The organism is Ferrovibrio sp. MS7, assembly GCF_038404985.1.
Lineage (GTDB): Bacteria > Pseudomonadota > Alphaproteobacteria > Ferrovibrionales > Ferrovibrionaceae > Ferrovibrio > Ferrovibrio plantarum.
The window spans coordinates 2,239,192-2,257,850 of sequence record NZ_JBBKBA010000001.1 but is presented as its reverse complement, the minus strand read 5'-3'; the positions used below and the strand labels follow the sequence as shown (position 1 = coordinate 2,257,850).

The 18,659-nt window shown below is 63.8% G+C and carries 19 protein-coding genes; 5 read left to right on the top strand and 14 right to left on the bottom strand.

Features of this window, described 5'->3' with window-relative positions:
- Nucleotides 1-9: 9 nt before the first annotated feature.
- The 8 genes from V6B08_RS10785 to zwf are packed head-to-tail and all read right to left on the bottom strand — an operon-like array spanning nucleotide 10 to nucleotide 7,995.
- Complete coding sequence (locus tag V6B08_RS10785; RefSeq protein ID WP_341980513.1) at nucleotides 10-756, bottom strand: cyclic nucleotide-binding domain-containing protein; 747 nt, start codon at nucleotides 754-756, stop codon at nucleotides 10-12.
- Nucleotides 753-1,202, bottom strand: a complete 450-nt coding sequence (locus V6B08_RS10780; RefSeq protein WP_341980511.1) for a hypothetical protein — start codon at nucleotides 1,200-1,202, stop codon at nucleotides 753-755. The genes V6B08_RS10785 and V6B08_RS10780 overlap by 4 nt, the downstream gene beginning before the upstream one ends.
- Before the next feature lie 14 nt (nucleotides 1,203-1,216).
- Nucleotides 1,217-1,990, bottom strand: coding sequence for an aldo/keto reductase (locus tag V6B08_RS10775; protein WP_341980510.1), 774 nt, complete (start codon nucleotides 1,988-1,990; stop codon nucleotides 1,217-1,219).
- Nucleotides 1,981-3,150, bottom strand: a complete 1,170-nt coding sequence (locus V6B08_RS10770; RefSeq protein ID WP_341980509.1) for an FAD-dependent oxidoreductase — start codon at nucleotides 3,148-3,150, stop codon at nucleotides 1,981-1,983. Before V6B08_RS10770 ends, V6B08_RS10775 begins: the two co-directional genes overlap by 10 nt.
- 2 nt (nucleotides 3,151-3,152) lie before the next feature.
- Nucleotides 3,153-4,607, bottom strand: coding sequence for a bifunctional D-glycero-beta-D-manno-heptose-7-phosphate kinase/D-glycero-beta-D-manno-heptose 1-phosphate adenylyltransferase HldE (hldE, locus tag V6B08_RS10765; protein WP_341980507.1), 1,455 nt, complete (start codon nucleotides 4,605-4,607; stop codon nucleotides 3,153-3,155).
- A gap of 3 nt (nucleotides 4,608-4,610) precedes the next feature.
- The gene (locus tag V6B08_RS10760; RefSeq protein WP_341980506.1) at nucleotides 4,611-5,141 is read right to left on the bottom strand and encodes an ActR/PrrA/RegA family redox response regulator transcription factor; all 531 of its coding nucleotides are present in this window, start codon (nucleotides 5,139-5,141) and stop codon (nucleotides 4,611-4,613) included.
- Complete coding sequence (locus V6B08_RS10755; protein ID WP_341980504.1) at nucleotides 5,138-6,523, bottom strand: ActS/PrrB/RegB family redox-sensitive histidine kinase; 1,386 nt, start codon at nucleotides 6,521-6,523, stop codon at nucleotides 5,138-5,140. Before V6B08_RS10755 ends, V6B08_RS10760 begins: the two co-directional genes overlap by 4 nt.
- Complete coding sequence (zwf, locus tag V6B08_RS10750; protein WP_341980501.1) at nucleotides 6,520-7,995, bottom strand: glucose-6-phosphate dehydrogenase; 1,476 nt, start codon at nucleotides 7,993-7,995, stop codon at nucleotides 6,520-6,522. Before zwf ends, V6B08_RS10755 begins: the two co-directional genes overlap by 4 nt.
- Nucleotides 7,996-8,009: 14 nt before the next feature.
- On the opposite strand from zwf, the gene V6B08_RS10745 reads away from it, so the two are divergent.
- Nucleotides 8,010-8,714, top strand: a complete 705-nt coding sequence (locus V6B08_RS10745) for a GcrA family cell cycle regulator (RefSeq protein ID WP_341980500.1) — start codon at nucleotides 8,010-8,012, stop codon at nucleotides 8,712-8,714.
- A 58-nt stretch (nucleotides 8,715-8,772) separates the two neighbouring features.
- On the opposite strand, the gene V6B08_RS10740 is transcribed toward V6B08_RS10745, so the two are convergent.
- Nucleotides 8,773-9,195 carry a VOC family protein gene (locus tag V6B08_RS10740; protein WP_341980498.1) on the bottom strand — a complete coding sequence of 141 codons (423 nt, stop codon included), beginning with the start codon at nucleotides 9,193-9,195 and terminating at the stop codon, nucleotides 8,773-8,775.
- 30 nt (nucleotides 9,196-9,225) lie between these two features.
- Entirely contained in the window at nucleotides 9,226-9,687 is a 462-nt protein-coding gene (locus V6B08_RS10735) for a MarR family winged helix-turn-helix transcriptional regulator (protein WP_341980497.1), read from the bottom strand.
- 132 nt (nucleotides 9,688-9,819) lie between these two features.
- Between V6B08_RS10735 and V6B08_RS10730 the strand changes: the two genes are divergently transcribed.
- The gene (locus V6B08_RS10730; RefSeq protein ID WP_341980496.1) at nucleotides 9,820-10,179 is read left to right on the top strand and encodes a DUF1428 domain-containing protein; all 360 of its coding nucleotides are present in this window, start codon (nucleotides 9,820-9,822) and stop codon (nucleotides 10,177-10,179) included.
- 63 nt (nucleotides 10,180-10,242) lie between these two features.
- Here V6B08_RS10730 and V6B08_RS10725 read toward each other — a convergent pair whose 3' ends face one another.
- Together V6B08_RS10725 and V6B08_RS10720 are read right to left on the bottom strand one after the other, a co-directional pair.
- Complete coding sequence (locus V6B08_RS10725; RefSeq protein WP_341980494.1) at nucleotides 10,243-11,379, bottom strand: acyl-CoA dehydrogenase family protein; 1,137 nt, start codon at nucleotides 11,377-11,379, stop codon at nucleotides 10,243-10,245.
- Between the two features lie 18 nt (nucleotides 11,380-11,397).
- A complete protein-coding gene (locus V6B08_RS10720) occupies nucleotides 11,398-12,591 on the bottom strand; it encodes an acyl-CoA dehydrogenase family protein (protein ID WP_341980492.1) in 1,194 nt (397 codons plus the stop codon).
- A gap of 152 nt (nucleotides 12,592-12,743) precedes the next feature.
- Between V6B08_RS10720 and V6B08_RS10715 the strand changes: the two genes are divergently transcribed.
- Nucleotides 12,744-13,163, top strand: coding sequence for a PaaI family thioesterase (locus V6B08_RS10715; RefSeq protein WP_341980490.1), 420 nt, complete (start codon nucleotides 12,744-12,746; stop codon nucleotides 13,161-13,163).
- Between the two features lie 9 nt (nucleotides 13,164-13,172).
- Here the strand turns inward: V6B08_RS10715 and V6B08_RS10710 are convergent, their stop codons facing one another.
- Nucleotides 13,173-14,024 carry a crotonase/enoyl-CoA hydratase family protein gene (locus V6B08_RS10710; RefSeq protein WP_341980488.1) on the bottom strand — a complete coding sequence of 284 codons (852 nt, stop codon included), beginning with the start codon at nucleotides 14,022-14,024 and terminating at the stop codon, nucleotides 13,173-13,175.
- Between the two features lie 80 nt (nucleotides 14,025-14,104).
- Here V6B08_RS10710 and V6B08_RS10705 point away from each other — a divergent pair, with 80 nt between their 5' ends.
- Together V6B08_RS10705 and V6B08_RS10700 are read left to right on the top strand one after the other, a co-directional pair.
- Nucleotides 14,105-14,977, top strand: a complete 873-nt coding sequence (locus V6B08_RS10705; protein WP_341980486.1) for a MaoC/PaaZ C-terminal domain-containing protein — start codon at nucleotides 14,105-14,107, stop codon at nucleotides 14,975-14,977.
- An 86-nt stretch (nucleotides 14,978-15,063) separates the two neighbouring features.
- On the top strand, nucleotides 15,064-16,773 hold the full coding sequence (locus V6B08_RS10700) for a hypothetical protein (protein WP_341980483.1): 1,710 nt from the start codon (nucleotides 15,064-15,066) through the stop codon (nucleotides 16,771-16,773).
- A 4-nt stretch (nucleotides 16,774-16,777) separates the two neighbouring features.
- On the opposite strand, the gene V6B08_RS10695 is transcribed toward V6B08_RS10700, so the two are convergent.
- Entirely contained in the window at nucleotides 16,778-18,505 is a 1,728-nt protein-coding gene (locus tag V6B08_RS10695; protein ID WP_341980481.1) for an EAL domain-containing protein, read from the bottom strand.
- Between the last annotated feature and the right edge of the window lie 154 nt (nucleotides 18,506-18,659).

The following is an 18,659-nucleotide window of genomic DNA, read 5'->3' as shown; positions in this document are numbered from 1 at the left end:
TTCAGTCCGTTATTTTGCCGCCTGCGACCGGATCATGCTGGCATAGATGCGGGTCAACGCCTGCAGGATCGGCGGTGCTTCGCCCATAAGCTGGTTGAAGTGATCCGCACGGATCACCTCCAGCGTGGCATTTGTTGCCGCCTTGGCGGTGGCATAGCGCGGCAGCGAATGCAGCAGGGCCATTTCGCCGAACACCTCGCCAGGCCCGAGCTGACGGATCAGCTTGGGCTGGCCGCCGGGTTCGGTGCGGATCAGATGCACTTCGCCGGTCTGGATCAGATAGGCCGTGGTGCCGCCGGAATCCTGATGAAACACCGTGTCGCCGGCGGCATACGACTTGCGGGTCAGGATGCGATGCGGCTGGCGTTCCGACAGGATGTTACCGCTATCCGATAACACGCCGCTCAGGGTCGCCGGCTTGCCGGCCGCGGTGCGGATGTTGCGGATGAAGCTTTGCAGCAGGTAGCGCGCCAGGGCCGGTGCCTGCTCCATGGCGCGCTGCAATGCCGGACGATTGACCACATGGCAGCGGCAGATTTCCATGGCCACCGCACTGGCCATGCGCGGCGCCGGATCGATCAGCGCCATTTCGCCGAAAACGCCGCCGCGCGTCACATATCCTAGCAGCTTGCGGTCCGGGCCGTTGCCCTGGAACACCTCTACCTTGCCATCCACCAGCAGATAGGCATCCATGCCGACATCGCCTTCGCGCAGGATCACTTCACCGCGCTGAAATGTCTTCACTGGCTGGTTCATGATGCCTCGTCATCATCACGAGCGAACAGGATCGCCTTGGCGCGAATATCATCAATGCTCGACATCAGATCGTCGATCTTGCCTTCCAGTAGATTCGCCGCCTGCCGCGCCAGGGAAAGTTCTTCCTCCACGGCCTGCAGCATCGCCTGACGCGCAGCGCCGATCACGGCACCATTGGGCTGGGCCGGAAAGCTGACGCATTTCTGCGCGAAGCGGCGCACCGCAGACGCGCTCGGCAAGCGTCCGAGCAGCATATCGGCGGGCAGCGCCACCACCTCCCAGCCGGCCGGACCGGCATAGGCGGCGAAATCGCCATGCTGGAAAGCTTCCACCGCGCGCTTGCCGTGGCCGGTATCAGGCGCGGTGATCTGACTGCGCTGCCAGCCGAAGGCGAGGAACTCTTCCTCAGCCGCCTGCCGCGCCGCCTGCTCCTCTTCGCCGTTCATACAAACCCTTCTGCTCAGCTTACCGCGCAGGCCGCCGCATTGGCGCGCAGATGCGCGGGAGAAATCGTGCCAACCACCACCGAACTCACGCCCCGCAGCGCCGCCACTGCCGCCAGCGCCGCATTGGGATCGCTGCTATGGCCGCTGGCCAGCGCCTTCTTGATCAATACGCCACGGCCTTTGGCGGCCGCCGCTTCGATCACCGGCAATTGCTCGGTCTCGCGCTCATTATACGTCACCATCACTATGTCTGTGCAATCCACCATCTGCAGTCCGCCCGCAATACTCTTGCCGGAGAAACCGGTGTGGCGGATCAGGCCCTCGGCCTTGAGTGCATCCAATGCCGCGATGGCCGGCAGGAACCGCTCACCGGCTTCATCGATTCCGTCGGAATGTAACAAAACCGCATCCAGATAGGGCGTGCCGAGACGGTGCAGCGAAGCCCGGACCGAGGCATCGATTGCGGCTGCCGAGAAATCGAAACGCGACTCGCCGTCTGCAAAAATTTCGCCGGCCTTGCTCAACAGCACCCAATCCTCGCGGCGGTAATCCGGCAAGCGCGGCAGCAATTGGCCGAGGCGGGTTTCGGCCAGGCCATAAGCCGGCGCGGTATCCAGCAGGTTGATGCCAAGTGCCCGCGCCGCGCTGAGCAGGGCCAATGCAGCAGTATCGTCTGGCAACTCAAAACCCTGAGGGAATTTCACCCCCTGATTGCGCCCCAGTTTCACGGTGCCGAGGCCCAGCACGCTGACCCTGGGGCCGCCCCTGCCGAGTTGCCTCATCTCCATGCCGCGCGCTCCCAGATCGGCGTGGCGATAGGCGGTGCCGGCCAGCCATCGGCCGCGATAGTGCCAACCGCAGGCGGCGGCAGCATCGGCAGCAGCGTATCGGCAAGGCCGGGCGCCAGTGCCAGCTTGGTCGGCCAGGCCAGCAAGGCATTGCCATGGGCCTGGATCACCGGTGCATCCGGTTTGCGACCATCGGGCGTGGCACCTTCGGCACGGTCGACATGCCAGCCGGCAAAGCGGCAGGTGGAAAGGTCGAGGCGCGGCAGCAGCGTAGCGAATTCACGCTTCGCCGCATCAATCAGCGCTGCATCATCCTGTGTGGCGCCTGCTTCCGCGATCTGGCCGCCGACATACCAGACCAGCTTGCCGGCAGCCGTTCGATGCGTGGTGACGGTGACGCGCGGCTTGTCGCTGGTATCGAAGCAATGGGCATAAAGCGGCGAAGGCACGCCTTCGATCAGCAGCATGCGCAAGGGCCGCCGCTGTGCCCGGCTGGCCGGCTGGCCGAGCATGGCCAGGGCCTGCTCATTGCCGGCGCCAGCGGCGAATACATAACGCCCGGCCTCGATGCGCCGCTCCTCGCCCATCGGATCACGCAACAGCAAAGCCGCGATGCCATCACCCATGCGCTCAATGCGGAAATCCGCGCCGCACAGCTTGATCCAGGGCGCAAGCCGTGTGGCGAAATGCGCCAGCAGGCTCGGCACATCGAGCACGATTTCATCCAGCCGATACACCGCGCCGACATGCGCCGGGTCACGCAATGCCGGCGGCCAGTCCGCTTCGGGCATGGCTTCGACGCGGCCGCGCAACAGCTTGGAACCAAAGAAGCCGGTAATGCGGCTGGCAATGCTGCGCCGGGCCCAGAATAGATGATGCAGGGCATTCACCTGCACGCCGGCAAGATCGACATCGCCCTTGCCCTCCAGGCAGGCCCGCCAGCGCGTCGGCATGTCAGCCAACGCATCGGCATCCTGGCCGAGCTTGAGGTCGATGGCATATTTCAGGCCGCCATGGATGATGCCCTGCGAGGCGAGCGTCTGTCCGGCACCGAGCGCCTCGGCCTCGAACAGCATCGCGGCGTAGCCTTGCGCGCGCAGACGTGCCAGCAGCCAGAGGCCGGCAATGCCGCCCCCGAGGATCGCGACATCGAGCCGCACGCTCAGCTCCGCAATTTCGCGATGGTCGCGGTGGTGCTCTGGCCTTCGATCAGGCGCGAGACTTTCACTTCGCCGCCATAGGCCCGCACAATATCGGCGCCAACCACCTGATCGACACTGTAATCGCCGCCCTTCACCAGCAGGTCGGGCTTCAACTGTTCGAGCAGCGGGATCGGCGTATCCTCGGCGAAGATCACCACAAGATCGACCAGGCTCAGTGCCGCCAGCAGGCGGGCGCGATGCTGTTCGTTCTGCACCGGGCGCGAAGGCCCCTTCAGGCGCTGCACCGAGGCATCGGCATTGATCGCCACGATCAGGCGGTCGCATTGCCCGCGTACTTCGGCAAGCAGCGCGAGATGGCCGGGATGCAGCAGATCGAACACGCCATTGGTGAAGCCGATGCGTTCCCCGCGCGCGCGCCAGGCGGCAACAACGTCGCTGGCCCGTGCCGCTGTCGCCACTTTGCCATCCAACCCAAGCGGGTCTGGCAGATGCAGCGCGGCGCGCAATTCCTCTGGCAGCACCACAGCCGTACCAACCTTGGCCACAACGATACCGGCGGCGGCATTGGCGAGACGGGCTGCCTGGGCCAGCGGCTGGCCGGCAGCCAGGGTCACGGCCAAGGCCGCCACCACGGTATCGCCGGCACCCGACACATCGAACACTTCGCGCGCTTCCGCTGGCAGATGCAGCGCACCGGCCTTGGTGCCAGTCACCAGCGTCATGCCCTGGGCGCCCCGGGTGATCAGGGCCGCGTCGATGCCACAGGCTTCGATCAGCTTGCGTCCGGCGGCCTCCGCATCGGCATCGCTGTCGCAGCGCTGGCCGGTGGCAAGCGCCGCTTCCTTCTGGTTCGGCGTCACCAGCGTGGCGCCGCGATAGCGCGCGAAATCAGTCCCCTTGGGGTCGACCAGTACAGGCAGGCCGCGCTTGCGCGCCTCGGGCAGCAGGGCGGCAAGCAGCGCATCGCTGACCACGCCCTTGGCATAATCGGAAACCACCACCGCCTGTGCATCGGCCAGCGCCTCAAGCACGGTAGCGATCAAGGTGCCGAGCGCGGCTTCGCCGGGCTCGCCATTGCGCTCGCGGTCAACACGCAGCAATTGCTGCTGGCCACCGATGAAGCGGGTCTTTTCGATGGTCGGGCGGGCTTCATCCACCACCAGCAGCGGCTCGATGCGCGTCTGGGTCAAGGCATCATGCAATTCATCGCCGGCATTGTCGTCGCCAACCAGACCGATCAGCCGTGCATGGGCGCCAAGCGAGGCGATATTGCGCGCGACGTTGCCGGCACCGCCGGGCATAGCCAGTTCACGCTGCACCTGCATCACCGGGATCGGCGCTTCCGGCGAGATGCGCTGCACACCGCCATAGATGAAGCGGTCGAGCATGACATCGCCAACCACCAGAATGCGGGCGCGGGCGAAGGCGTCGAGATCAAGGGGGGCGTGGCTCATCCGCTATTGCGGCGACCGCTTGGCCAGGATGCGCTGCAGGGTACGGCGGTGCATCTTGAGCCGGCGGGCCGTCTCCGAAACATTGCGGTCGCACAATTCGAACACGCGCTGGATATGCTCCCAGCGCACCCGCTCGGCCGACATCGGCTCATCGGGCGGTGCCGGATGCGCGGCATTGCCGGCGCGCAGCGCGCGGTCGACGTCATCGGCATCGGCGGGCTTCGGCAGGTAATCCACCGCGCCGGCCTTCACGGCGGCGACGGCGGTGGCGATGTTGCCATAGCCGGTGAGCATCACCACGCGGGCATCCTGGCGCACGGCACGGATCGCGCTCACCACATCCAGGCCATTGCCATCGGCAAGCTTGAGATCGACCACGGCATAAGCCGGCGGACGGCTGCGCGCCATCTGGATGCCGGCAGCCACGCTATCGGCCGCCTGTACCATATAGCCACGTTTCTCCATCGCCCGGGCCAGGCGCAGGCGCAGAGGTTCATCGTCATCGACGATCAGCAGGCTCAAATCCGTACTCATGGCGCCAATGTACCCGAGCCGGACTGGGGCGCAACCCTTGCCGCCTGCCCTGGCACCCGCGCCGAGACCGGCAATGGCAGGGGCCAGTTAACCCGCACCCGGGCGCCGCCACCGGAGCGATTGGAAAAGCCGACGCTGGCACCGCTGCGGCGCAGCAAATTCATCGAGATGAACACGCCCAGGCCCATGCCGCCGGATTCGGGCCGGCTGGTGGTATAGGGCTCGCCGAGAGCCGAAAGGATATCGACATTGATGCCCGGGCCATCATCCAGGATATCGAGACGCAGCGAAGATTGATCCCAATTGACCTCCGCCGTCACCGCGCTGTGGGCGAATTCCATGGCATTCTGGAACAGGTTGCTCAAGCCCTGGATGATCTCCGGCCGACGCGGCAGACTTGGCGGCACGCCTTCCTGCTTCAGTCGTACACGGAAATCGATACCGGAACGGCGCCAGGGTTCGGCCGCCATGGTAAGCAGGTTGGCGATGCCAAGATCGGCAAAGGCTTCGTCGTCTGCTTCGTCGGATGGGCGCCGCGAGATACGGGCCAGGATATCGCGGCAGCGCTGCGCTTCACTCAGCAGCAGCGCGATATCCTCCGCGATCGGATCGTTTTCCTCTACCTCGCGGCTCAACTCCTTGGCCACCACCGCGATGGTACCGAGCGGGCTGCCGAGTTCATGCGCCGCCGCCGCCGCCAAGCCGCCGAGCGCCGAAACCTGCTGTTCGCGCGCCAGCGCCATCTGTGCTGCCGCCAGCGCATCGGACATGCGCCGTGCTTCCTCCGCCACCTGCCAGGCATAGGCGGCGATGAACAGCATACCGAGCACCAGCGCCACGAACACACCGGCCTGATAGGCATGCGGCAGCACCAGGCGCGGCTCGCTCCAGGGCAGCGGCTGATGCCACACGGCGAGCAAGCCGGCAATGGAGAAGGCGAGCAGCCCGAGCAGCACGGTGGAGCGCAGGCTGAGAATGGTGGCCGAGATCGTGACCGGCACCAGCACCAGCAGCGCGAAGGGATTTTCCACGCCGCCGGTGAGATAGAGCAGCGCGCCAAGCTGTACCAGGTCAAAAGCCAGGTAGCCGGTGGCGCCCTGTTCCGAGAGCCGCTTGGCCGTCGGGTAGATCAGGAACAGCGCAATGTTGAGCAAAGTGCTGACGCCGACCACCAGCAGCGATGGCACCAGCGGCAGGGTGAAGCCGAGGCCGAAATGCACGAACAGCAACGCCAGTAACTGGCCGACAATGGCGATCCAGCGCAGCAATACCAGGGTTTGCAGGCGCACGCGGCCCGGTGCGGTATCGCCCGCCTGCCGGCTCACCATGAGGCGATGCATCATGCGGTCGAGCCGTTCATTAAGCGCCGAAGCGAGACTCACGGCATGTCCTCATGCCAGGCGCGGCCATCGCGCTCGATCAGCCCCATGGCGGCGGAAGGGCCCCAACTGCCGGCCATATAGGGCTTCGGTGCATCGCCCAGCGCCGCCCAGCCGGCCAGGATCGGCTCGACCCAATGCCAGGCGGCCTCGACCTCGTCGCGGCGCATGAACAGCATCGGATTGCCACGCACCACATCCATCAGCAGCCGCTCATAGGCTTCCGGCTGGCGGCCACGGAAGGTTTCGGCAAAGCTCAGATTCAGCGGCGCGCGACGCAGGCGCATGCCGCCCGGCCCCGGCACCTTGGTCATCATATGCAGCTCGATGCCTTCATCCGGCTGCAGGCGGATCACCAGGCGGTTTCCCACCACATCACGCTCAGCACCGGGGAAGATCAGATGCGGCACCGGGCGGAACTGGATGACGATCTCGGAACGCCGCATCGGCAGCCGCTTGCCGGTGCGCAGGAAGAACGGCACGCCGGCCCACCGCCAGTTGTCGATCTTGGCCTTCAGCACCACGAAGCTTTCGGTGGTGGTATCCGGGTTGCCGACTTCCTCGGCATAACCGGCCACGGCCTGGCCCTGCATGGCACCGGCGCGGTATTGCCCGCGTACCGTCTTGCTCGCCACGGTGTTGGGCCCGATGGGATGCAAGGCCTGCAGCACTTTCAGCTTCTCGTCGCGCACCGCATCGGCCTCGAATGACGCCGGCGGTTCCATCGCCACCAGGCAAAGCAGTTGCAGCAGGTGGTTCTGCACCATGTCGCGCATCGCACCGGACTGGTCGTAATAGCCGCCGCGCTTCTCGACGCCGACGGTTTCCGCCACCGTCATCTGCACATGCTCGATATGGCCGCGATGCCATACCGGCTCGAACAGGGCATTGGCGAAGCGCAGCGCCATCAGGTTCTGCACCGTCTCCTTGCCGAGATAATGGTCGATGCGGAAAATCTGTTCCTCGCGGAATACCGCGCCGATGGCATCGTTGATCGCATTCGCCGAGGCGACGTCGTGGCCGATAGGCTTTTCCAGCACCACGCGGGACTGGCCGCGATTGAGCTTCACGGCGCCGAGATGCTGGCAGATCACGCCGAAGAAGCGCGGCGCCACGGCCAGGTAATGCACCCGTACGCGGCTGTCGTCGGGCGGCAGGTCGTCGGCCAGACCGGCAAAGTCGGCAAGCTGTTCGACATCGGCGGCGCGATAGCTCAGCCGGGTGGCGAAGCGCTGCCAGGCGGCATCATTCAGTTCCCCTGGCGGCAGATGCCGCGCCAGCCCGTCATGGGCCAGGCTGCGGAACTCCTCCAGGGTCATCTCGCCCCTGGCCACCCCCAGGATGCGGGTATCGGGGTTGAGCTGGCCGGCGACGTCGCGCAGATAGAGTGCCGGAAGCAGCTTGCGGAGCGCCAGATCGCCGCTTGCACCGAACACAACCATATCGAAGGAGAAACTGCCGCTGGGGTTGCTCATGGCCCTAGCCTGTCATGCTGGCTGCCGGCCTTCAATCGCCCTACTGGCCATTTCATCCCCAGGAATCGGAGGCGACTCGGGCTGCGACTCGGGTTTTTCCTGTGGATAAGCACTTAAGCCGGATTGACCGGAAAGGCGTCCCGGTGCTTACTGCATGTAGCGTGTTGGTCCAAAAACGGGGGCTACATATGGTGTGGACTGACGAAAAAGTTAAAATGCTCGTGCAGCTCTGGGAAACCGGGCAGTCGATCACCCAGATCGGCAAGGCACTGGGGATGACCCGCAATGCCGTGGTCGGCAAGGCGCATCGCATCGGCTTGGCCAAGCGGGCCTCGCCCATTGTGCGCAGCGACAAGCCGGCCCAGCCGCGCCCGGCCAATACCGGCCATCACCATGTCACGCATCATGCGCCGCGCCAGGCTGCCGCCAGCAACGCCGAGCATGCCCCGGAGAGCCGCGCCAGCAGCGACACGCCGCGGCCGCCGGCACCGGATAAGCCGACGCAGCAGCTTTCCGCCGCCATGCTGGCCGCCCTCACCCCCTCAACGGGGCCGCGCTGCAAATGGCCGATCGGCGACCCGAAGAGTTCTGAATTCGACTTCTGCTCCAAGGTCGCGTTGCCGGGCAAGCCCTATTGCGCCGAACATTGCGCCCAGGCCTACACCAACTGGAATCCGGAAACCGCCATCGAGGCCGTGAAGGCCGCGAACGCCGCCTGACCGGTTCCGAGCCGCACAAAAAAAGCCCCGGCGGGAAACCGCCGGGGCTTTTTTGCATTCAGGCCGGCTTTACCTCTTTGGAACCGCAATTGATCATCCACGGCGTGCCGAAGCGGTCGGTGAACATGCCGAAACGGTCGGCCCAGAAGGTCTCGGTCAGTTCCATCTGCACACTGCCCCCCGCCGAGAGCGCCTTGAACACGCGCTCGGCTTCGGCCACCGTCTGCAACCCGATATTGATCGTGATGCCCACGGGCGGCTGATACATCTCGCCCGGCACATCGCCTGCCATCAGGATGCTGCCGCCGATGCTGACGCTGGCATGCACGATGCGGTGATGCCGCTCCTTGGGTGTATCGGCCGCCATCGGCGTGTCGCCGATGGCAATCATTGCCTGCACCTTGCCACCCAGCACTTCGGCATAGAGCGTCATCGCTTCGCGACAATCGCCGTTGAAGGATAAGTATGGATTGGTCTGCATCACAGTTCCTTTGCTGGAAATTGAAGGCGGTTAGGACAAGGCCCGCAGATCGCTGCGGAAATCCTCCAGGCCGCTGGCCGCAACAAGCGGATCGAGCACGGCATGGGTGCTGGTCCAGATCGGCATCGCCGCCGCCAGCAGGGCGCGGCCTGCATCGGTGAGTATCAGACGACGCTGGCGGCGGTCGTCGGCATCCACTTCAACCCGCAGCAGGCCGCGCCGTTCCAGCGGCTTCAGATTCGCGGTCAGCGTGGTGCGGTCCATCGCCAGCAGTTCCGCCACCGGCGCCATGCCCGGCGGTTCCGGCCGGTTCAGCGACATCAGCAAGGAGAATTGTCCATTGGTGAGATCGAGGGGCCGCAAGGCTTCATCGAAGCGCCGCGCCACCGCCCGCGCCGCGCGCTGCACATGCAGGCATAGGCAGGTGTCGCGCACCATGATGGTGGTTTCATAGGGCAGCGGATTCCCGTGCGGTGGTTTCGCCTTTGACATGCAGTGACTATGTTGATATCAACATATATAGTCAAGCGACAACTAGGGCAGCCCGCTTGCTTCACTTATAACGAAAACGCCCCATCAAAACGAAAACACCCCGTCAAAACAAAAACACCAAGGAGCAACGCAATGAGTTACGTCGATGGCTTTCTGCTGATCGTGCCGACCAAGAAACTCCCCGCCTACAAGAAGCTGGCGAAGCTCGCCGGCAAGGTGTGGAAGGAATACGGCGCGCTGGATTACCGCGAATGTATCGGCGACGATCTCGCCATACCGTTCGGCCTGCCCTATCCGAAGCTGCTGAAGCTGAAGAAGAACGAGACAGTGGTGTTCTCCTGGATCCTCTACAAATCCAAGGCCGACCGGAAGCGCATCAATGCCAAGGTGATGAAGGACCCGCGCATCGCCAATAGCTGCGATCCCGGCAACATGCCGTTCGACGTCAAGAAGATGAGCTGCGGTGGATTCAAGACCCTGGTCGCAATGTAAGCTGCGGCCATGAAAAAGCCCCGGCGGTGGCAGCACCGCCGGGGCTTTTGTGTTTAGCGACGATCAAGCCGCTTCGGCGTTGCTGAGCGCGGCGAAACGGCGCTGGTGGTGATCGGCATGGCCGAAAGCCGTGTCGATCTGCATCAGGCGCTTCATGTAATGGCCGACGGTGAGTTCGTCGGTCATGCCCATGCCGCCATGCAGTTGCACTGCCTGCTGCCCGACCCATTTGCCGGACTTGCCGACCTGCACCTTGGCGGCGGCGGCAGCCTTGGCGCGTTCATTGGCCGAAAGCCCCAGCGCCAGGGTGGCGTAGAGCGCCAGCGAGCGCGACTGCTCGACATGGATCATCATATCCACCATGCGGTGCTGCAGCACCTGGAACTCACCGATGGCACGGCCGAACTGCTTGCGCGTCTTGAGGTAGGCCAGCGTCGTTTCGTAGAGATTCTGCATCGCGCCAACGGCCTCGGCGGCGAGATAGGCCAGCGCCTGATCCATCACGCTTTCCACGACCGGCAGCGCATTCTCGGCATCGCCGAGCGCAATGGCTGGGGCATTCTCGAACACGATGTCGGAAGCCCGGCGATTATCCACCGTGCGGTAATCCTGGCGATTGACGCCCTTGGCCTTGTTGTCGACCAAGAACAGGCCGAGGCCCTTGGCATCAGTGCGGCCACCCGCCGTGCGCGCCAGCACGATCAGCAGATCGGCGCTCGGCGCATCCGCCACCACGATCTTCTTGCCCGAAAGCGTGTAGCCGCTGCCGCTCTTCGCCGCCTTGGTCGAGACGTCGTTGAGCGCGAAGCGCGCACCGTGTTCAGCATACGCAAAAGCGAGCTTGACCTTGCCTTCACCAAGCTTGGGCAGGATTTCCGCCTGCTGTGCCTGATTGCCGGCAGCCACCACCAGGCCGCCGCCGAGGATGACACTGGAGTAATACGGCTCGGCGACCATGGCGCCGCCGAACCGCTCGGCGATCACCATGGTTTCCACGGCCGAGCCGCCCAGCCCGCCGTGACCTTCCGGCAGCGCCACGCCCAGCCAGCCCATTTCAGCGAAATGCGCCCAGTTGGCTTCCGAATAGCCGAGGTCGGTCTTCACCAGCTTGCGCCAATGCTCGAAGGAATATTCCTTGCGCAGCCAGCCCTCCAGGCTATCGGCCAGCAGCTTCTGTTCGTCGTTGAGCTGAAAATCCATGGTCAGTATTTCCTTCGGTCAGAGGCCCAGCACCATCTTGGCGATGATGTTGCGCTGGATTTCGTTCGAGCCGCCATAGATCGTGGTGGCACGGTAATAGAGGTAGCTTTCCATGCGGCCCTGGGCGTAGTCGGGGCCAACCGGCGGCTGGTTGGTGCCATCCGGGTAATGCTCGTAGGGCGAGGCATAGTAGCCCAGCGCCTCGCAGGCCAGTTCCGTGATGGTCTGCTGGATTTCCGAACCACGGATTTTCAGCATGCTGGCTTCCGGCCCCGGCCCCTTGCCGGCAGTCTCGGCTGCCAGCACGCGCAGATTGGTATATTCCAGCGCCAGCAATTCGATTTCCACCGCAGCAACCTTGGCGCTGAAATCCGCATCATCGAGCAGCGCGCCGCCAAGCGTGGCGGATTCGGCGCGGGCGATTTCCTTCAGGCGGCGCAGGCGCTGTTTCGAGGTCGCCACCTCGGCAATGGTGGTACGCTCGTTGCCGAGCAGGAACTTGGCATAGGTCCAGCCCTTGCCCTCCTTGCCGATCAGGTTCTTCTTCGGTACCCGCACATTGTCGAGGAAAACCTCGTTCACGCCATGGCCCTCATCGATCGAGATGATCGGCCGCACCGTGATGCCGGGCGTTTTCATGTCGATCAGCAGGAAGGAAATGCCTTCCTGCGGCTTGGCCGTGGGATCGGTGCGCACCAGGCAGAACATCATGTCCGCGTAATGCGCCTGGGTGGTCCAGATCTTGTGGCCGTTGACGATGTAATGGTCGCCGTCGCTTTCCGCCTTGGTGCGCAGTGAGGCGAGATCGGAGCCGGAGCCCGGCTCGGAATAGCCCTGGCACCACCAGTCTTCCATGCTCAGGATGCGCGGCAGGTAATAGGCTTTTTGCTCCGGCGTGCCGAAGGTGTAGATCACCGGCCCGACCATGGCGATGCCGAAAGGCAGCAGCGGCGGTGCATCGGCGATGGCGCTTTCCTCATCGAAGATATAGCGCTGCACCGGCGACCAGCCTGGCCCGCCATACTCCACCGGCCAGCCCGGCGCACCCCAACCGCGCTTGTAGAGCTCGCGATGCCATTGCACATAATCAGCCTTGGCCAGATGCACCGAGCGGCGATTGCGCTCGGCCAGGTCGGCCGGCAGATTTTCGCGAATGAAGGCCCGCACCTCGTCGCGGAAAGCACGCTCTTCCGGCGTCAGGTCCAAATTCATGGCGCTTGCTCCCCTGTTCTGGCGAAAAGGTTAGTAAGCCCCCGGCGGGTAGGCAAGGCCCGGCAGCACTTGGCAATGGGCGTGACGTTGCGGAAAGCTGCCGGCTTGGCGTAAAGAGGGAGTAACCCAAGCAAGACAGACGCGAGCCCCCGATGACTTTCGATCCCGGCCAGCATGGCTGGAAGCCCGAGCGCAACCCGGAAAACCCTGGATATACCGGCCTGGTCGGGCCGCTCTGGTCACGGCAGGAAGCGGAGGGGCAATGGGCCTATGCCTTCCTGGCCGAGCCCAAGCATCTCAATGCCCGCAACCTGGTACATGGCGGCATGCTGATGACCTTCGCCGACCAGTTCATGGGGCGGACGGTGTATCACGCCGTCAACCGCCAGGCCTGCGTTACTGTCGGCCTCAACAGCCAGTTCGTCGCCCCGGCGCGCGAAGGCGATCTGGTGGAGGGGCGCGGCCGCATCGTGCGCCGCACCCGCTCCTTGGTCTTCATCCAGGGCAGCCTGACGGTGGCCGGCGCCGAAGTGATGGTCTGCGACGGTATCTGGAAGATATTGGGCCAGTAGCCCAAGACCTTAGTAGCGGCGGCGCTGCACCAGCTTCTTGTTCGGCATCAGATTGTCGAACTTCGCCGGGCGCTTTTCCTGGTTGGCCTGGATCTGCTCCAGCAGGTCGCCAGTCAGGAACATGCCCGCCTGCCACACCTGCATGTAATCCAGTGCATCGGCCACGCTATGGTCGCGGGTGTAGTTCAGCATCTGCTTCGTGCCGTGGATCGCCAGCGGTGACTTCGAAGCAATGGTGCGCGCCAGCGCCATCACCTCTTCCAGCATCAGGCCGTGATTGGCAAACGAGGCGTTCACCAGGCCGCATTGCAGCGCTTCGGCGGCCTGGAAACGGCGGCCGCTATAGGCCAGCTCGCGCACCAGACCCGAGGGCATCAGATGCGGCAGGCGCTGCAGCGTGCCGACATCGGCGGTCATGCCGATATTGATTTCCTGGATGCAGAACCAGGCATCGTCGGTGCAATAGCGCATGTCACAGGCCGAGATCAGGTCGACGCCGCCGCCGACGCAACCGCCCTGGATCGCCGCCAGCACCGGCACGCGGCAACGCTCGATCACGGTGAAGCTTTCCTGCATCTCGGCAACCGTGCGGCGGAATTGCTCGCCGAGCCGACCACGGTCGCCCTTCATCAGGTCACCGGCGATGCCGGCGAAGGCGGAAAGGTCGAGTCCACCGGTGAAATGCTTGCCGGTAGAGGAAATCACCACCACGCGGACATCCGGGCGGTCATCAATTTCGGCGAACACATCCACCATTTCCTGCCAGAACGGCAGCACCATGGCATTGGCCTTGTCCGGCCGATTGAACACGATATGCGCGACATGATCGGTCACGCTGAAATCGAACGTGCTGTAGCTCATGGCTTCCTCCCTTGACGTTGCGTCAACCCTAGTCAGGTCGACAAGCCGCCTTTACACTTGCCGTTAAATAAGGAGGAAACATGACGATTGTCTACGATCAATTGCTCGGCCTCGAGCTGCCGGAACTGGAAGCCTCCTACTCCACGCGCGACAGCATGCTCTATGCCTTGAGCGTCGGCATGGGCGTCGATCCGATGGACGAAAACGAACTCCCCTTCGTGGTGGAGAACGGCGCCTATACGGCCAAGCTGAAGGCATTGCCGAGCCAGGCGACGGTGCTGTGCTGGGACGATAGCTGGGGTGCTGCCTCCGGTATCAACATGATGATGGTGGTGCATGGCGAGCAGCGCATCACCCTGCATAAGCCTTTGGCGCCGGAAGGCCGCATCCTCTCCAAGACACGGATCAAGGAGGCCTATGACAAGGGTGCCGGCAAGGGCGCCGTGGTGCTGGTGGAAACCGCGATCCGCGATGCGGCGAGCAAGGAACTGCTGGTCACGCTGATCTCCACCGTGTTCGCGCGCGGCGATGGCGGCTTCGGCGGGCCGGGGAACCAGCCACCGCCGCCCAAGCCGCATGCAGTACCGGACCGCGCCCCGGACCTCACCATCAGCGCCAGGACGCAGCCGAACCAGGCGCTGTTCTACCGGCTCTGCGGCGACCGCAACCCGTTGCATGCCGATCCGCATTTCGCCAAGGGCGCCGGCTTCCCGCGTCCGATCCTGCACGGGCTGTGCACCTACGGCCATGCCGTGCGCGCCGTGGTGAAAGGTGCCTGCGACCATGATCCGGCGCGGGTAGCCCATATCGAGGCACGCTTCACCGCCCCGGTCTTCCCCGGCGAGACCATCGCCACCGATATCTGGCGCGACGGCAACACTGTGTCCTTCCGCGCCCGGCTGGAGGAACGCGGCCTGGTCGCCCTGGACCACGGCAAGGTCGAATTGCGCTAAATACCCTATTTTAGTGCATATTTCCCTGGACTCACTCGCATAAGTGAGAACATCATGCCCGCATCGGTTATGCATGGGGGCATGGCATGGTCGGGGCAGTACGGACATTACATCGCGCCGCAAGGCCGCTCGGCGGCCTGATTGCCGGGACCGTGGTGGCAGCGATCCTCGCCGGCTGCAACGGCCCGGAAAACCGGCTGGTCAAAGAAGAGAAAGTCTACGACGCCGACAGTTTCCTCAGCCGCAACCTGCATCCCACGGTACATTTCCCGAGCGGCCTGACGCTGAACTTCCCTGGTTATGTCGTCGGTATCGAAAAAATTTCCCGCAGCATCATCGGTCCCGATCCGGCGGTGGTGAACAAATATCTCATTGAACACGCCGCCAACGCGGATGACGAAGACGACCTGCAGAATCTGCGCGGCAAGTTGTTCCGCGAACCGAAGGCGATGACTGTCACGCAAATCCTGCGCTATGCCAGCATCGGCGCCAAATCGCCACAGCCCGATGGCACCCCGGTAACCAGCAGTCTGCCTGGCCGCATCGATGCCTGCTTCCTCTATTCGATCTATGAGAAAAGGGGTGATTTGAAACCTGAGGCGACCGGGCCGGCGCCATCGCGCCCCTGCCCTGCCGTCAATGGAAAAGCGATCAACGTAACCGAGAAGGGTAATCCACTGGATGTGCCGGCCCCCGTGCATGCCTGGGAGCATGGCCTGAAAGCCCTCGACCGGCTGGCGGATTACGCCAAGGCCGATATTGCGGAATCAGCCAAGACCGACCGGCCCTACACGCATCTGCTAGTCTTCGCCATGGGCTGGAACACCGACCAGTTCGAGGCGCTGCGCAACTTCAACTCCATTGCCAATGAATTCGCCCGCGCGGTGGAAGGCTGCCCGGTGCCCAACGACAACTATTGCAAAGCGGCCCACAAAATACGCCCCCTGGTGATCGTTCTCACCTGGCCATCCTTGTGGGACTGGAGCAACCTGCTCGCCGTCGGCGGCTTCGATGCCCTGGCGAAACTGGCCAGCTTTCCGATCAAGGCCAGCGATGCGCGCGAGGTCGGTTTCGGGCCAGCGAATTACCTGATCAACAAAGCGCTGGCCAAAATTGTCACTGACGACGATCTGAAACGGGATCTGAAAGCAAAGGATGTCGAGCTAAAAGTCGTCGGCGTCGGCCATTCCTTCGGCGCCCGGCTGCTGGCGCAGTCAGCCCGCAGTGCCCGTTACCTCACCCCGAACCAACGGACCGCCGGTCCTGGCGGCCTGGACATCTTCTTCGCCCTGCAAGGTGCCTTCGAGATAGACCGCCTGTTCGATGGCGATGGCCGGCGCCATAGCTGCATAACGCCGACGCGCCAATTGGCGGCAGGCTTCAATCGTGTCGTGCTGACCGCTTCCAAAGGTGACGGGGCGGTGAACCTGGCTTTCTTCGGTACCTATGCCGGCCAGCATGACGGTTACCTTGCCAGCAGCAAGGAAGCCGCCTATTGCGAGCTGTTCGCCCAAGGCATAATGGACGAGAACGGCGCCTGTCTTGATAAAGCCGGCAACCGACAAACCTGCGCGGCATTGGCCCCGGCACCAGAAAAAGGCCGGCCACGCGTGCTCTATCTCGATGCCTCGGATTCAATCAAATACAACACCCACCGTACCGGCGGCGGCTCGCATAGCGATATCTATCGCGAGAATGTCGGCCGCGTGCTGGCCAATCTGCTCAACAGCAGCGATAAGCTTGCCAATTGCGAAGGCAAGGACGTGACATTCTCCGCCTTTTGCCAAGGCAGATAAAACGTCACTTCCGCTTCAGGCTGAACTGGCTGGGGTCGCGGTGGTTGCCGCCAGGTGCAGCGGCCTGGATTGCATCCCGGTGCAGCCAGCTTGACGTATCAGGCTCGGGCCTACCGAACAGCCAACCCTGGCCGTAATCGATGCCGAAATCCAGCAGCAGGCGGGCCTGGTCCTCGGTTTCGATCATTTCGGCCACGGTGCCGATCTTCAATTCCTTGCATAGCCAGACCATGCCGCGCAGGATGGCGCGGTCGCGCTCCTTCTCGCGCGATTGCAGCGCCTTCACATAGGCGCCGTCGATCTTCACGAAATCGACTTCCAGCGCCTGCAGATACGGGAAGGACGCAGCGCCAGCACCGAAATCATCGAGACAGACCGAATGGCCGTCCTGGCGTAACTGGCGCACGGCGTTGCCGGCATGCACCAGGTCGGTGATCTGGGTCGATTCCGTGATCTCGAAAATAAGCTGCTTGCGCAAATCCGGGTCGGGCGCCAGCAATTCGCGTAACGCTGCCATGAACACGGTGCTTTCCAGGCTATGGCCGGAAAGATTCACCGCCACCTCTGGCCGCTGCCCGGTCTTGCGCGCCGTCTGCAACTGATCAATCACCCGCTGCACCACGGCAAGATCGAACTCGCCAATCATGTGCACGCCTTCCGCCAGGCGGATGGTCTCGAACGGCGACTGGTCGTCGCCGAAACGCACCAGCGCCTCGTAATGATGCATGCGGCGATCCGCCAGACTGACAATCGGCTGATACACCATCTGGAAATCGCTCTGGCTCATGGTGGAGCGCAGCGCCCGCACCTGTGCCACGGTTTCCGAAAGCAGCAGCTTGAGGCTTTCCTCGGTGTTGCGGAAAGACAGCCCGGCAGCACCCTGCTGTGCGAAACGCTGCACCGCGAAAGCCATGGCCGACGCCGCATCCTCATCGCTCATGCCCTTGGCATGCAGTTCCAGCGTCGCGCCCTGCACGCCCAAAGCCTGGGCCACCTGCGCCGCCGGATTGGCCTTGGCGACAAGCTGGCGCACCTTGTCGGCCACCGCGGCCTGATCCACCGTGCCGGCATGCAGGATCGAGTATTTCTCGCCATCGATGCGGCCCGCCGTATCGCCGCCAATCGACTTGGAACGCAGATAGGCACCGACATCGCCCATCAGCACCGCCTGGGTTTCCGGCGGCAGGTCCTTGGCCAGATCCTTGAGGCCGACGATCTCCAGCAGCGTGATCTTCACTTCCGAACCGAGTTCACGGGCCAGTTTCAGCCGGTCGGAGGCGCGCTCCTCGAAATCTTCCGCCGTGAGCAGACCGGTCTGGTAATCGCGCTTGTTCTGCAGCGCCGCTTCCGCCATCGGCAGGCGGGCGCCAGACAGCGTGAGATAATAGCGGCCTTCCTTGCGCGGCAGGCAGCAGCCGCCCAGCACGCAGAGCACCGGCTCGCGGCCCGGAGAACCAGCCAGCCGGATGGTGACCGGCTCGATGCGGCCGCCAACACCGAGCGAGGCGAGCAGATTGAGCAGGAAATGGCGGTCGCTGTCGTCAACCAGGGGGCCAAGCTGGCGCCCGATCAGGTCGGCAGGCTCGACGCCGATGAGATGCTTGCCGGCGCCAGAGGCATAGGTGACCCGGCCATCCTCGGCCACTTCCAGCATCAGGTCGGCGGCGGAGAAAGCGAAGGCGACGAAGCGATCACGCTCCGCACGCATATCCTTGGCGGCATCGCCGCTCATCCATCGATCCTTCGCTGTTCCTGGGGCGAAATCGCCAAGCCAACTCTGCCAGAGTCGCACCGTGGCGGCAACTCGGATACCCCTACGGCAGGCTCTGGCGCTGTTGAATCCCCTGTTCCAGACCAATAAACTGACGCCAGAAAGAGGTTGGCCA

Bases quoted from the DNA above. Each gene is read 5' to 3' on its own strand.
- V6B08_RS10785 (WP_341980513.1), bottom strand. From the start codon at position 756: ATGAACCAGCCAGTGAAGACATTTCAGCGCGGTGAAGTGATCCTGCGC.
- V6B08_RS10780 (WP_341980511.1), bottom strand. From the start codon at position 1,202: ATGAACGGCGAAGAGGAGCAGGCGGCGCGGCAGGCGGCTGAGGAAGAG.
- V6B08_RS10775 (WP_341980510.1), bottom strand. From the start codon at position 1,990: ATGGAGATGAGGCAACTCGGCAGGGGCGGCCCCAGGGTCAGCGTGCTG.
- hldE (WP_341980507.1), bottom strand. From the start codon at position 4,607: ATGAGCCACGCCCCCCTTGATCTCGACGCCTTCGCCCGCGCCCGCATT.
- V6B08_RS10760 (WP_341980506.1), bottom strand. From the start codon at position 5,141: ATGAGTACGGATTTGAGCCTGCTGATCGTCGATGACGATGAACCTCTG.
- zwf (WP_341980501.1), bottom strand. From the start codon at position 7,995: ATGAGCAACCCCAGCGGCAGTTTCTCCTTCGATATGGTTGTGTTCGGT.
- V6B08_RS10745 (WP_341980500.1), top strand. From the start codon at position 8,010: ATGCTGGCTGCCGGCCTTCAATCGCCCTACTGGCCATTTCATCCCCAG.
- V6B08_RS10740 (WP_341980498.1), bottom strand. From the start codon at position 9,195: ATGCAGACCAATCCATACTTATCCTTCAACGGCGATTGTCGCGAAGCG.
- V6B08_RS10735 (WP_341980497.1), bottom strand. From the start codon at position 9,687: ATGTCAAAGGCGAAACCACCGCACGGGAATCCGCTGCCCTATGAAACC.
- V6B08_RS10730 (WP_341980496.1), top strand. From the start codon at position 9,820: ATGAGTTACGTCGATGGCTTTCTGCTGATCGTGCCGACCAAGAAACTC.
- V6B08_RS10725 (WP_341980494.1), bottom strand. From the start codon at position 11,379: ATGGATTTTCAGCTCAACGACGAACAGAAGCTGCTGGCCGATAGCCTG.
- V6B08_RS10720 (WP_341980492.1), bottom strand. From the start codon at position 12,591: ATGAATTTGGACCTGACGCCGGAAGAGCGTGCTTTCCGCGACGAGGTG.
- V6B08_RS10715 (WP_341980490.1), top strand. From the start codon at position 12,744: ATGACTTTCGATCCCGGCCAGCATGGCTGGAAGCCCGAGCGCAACCCG.
- V6B08_RS10710 (WP_341980488.1), bottom strand. From the start codon at position 14,024: ATGAGCTACAGCACGTTCGATTTCAGCGTGACCGATCATGTCGCGCAT.
- V6B08_RS10705 (WP_341980486.1), top strand. From the start codon at position 14,105: ATGACGATTGTCTACGATCAATTGCTCGGCCTCGAGCTGCCGGAACTG.
- V6B08_RS10700 (WP_341980483.1), top strand. From the start codon at position 15,064: ATGGTCGGGGCAGTACGGACATTACATCGCGCCGCAAGGCCGCTCGGC.
- V6B08_RS10695 (WP_341980481.1), bottom strand. From the start codon at position 18,505: ATGAGCGGCGATGCCGCCAAGGATATGCGTGCGGAGCGTGATCGCTTC.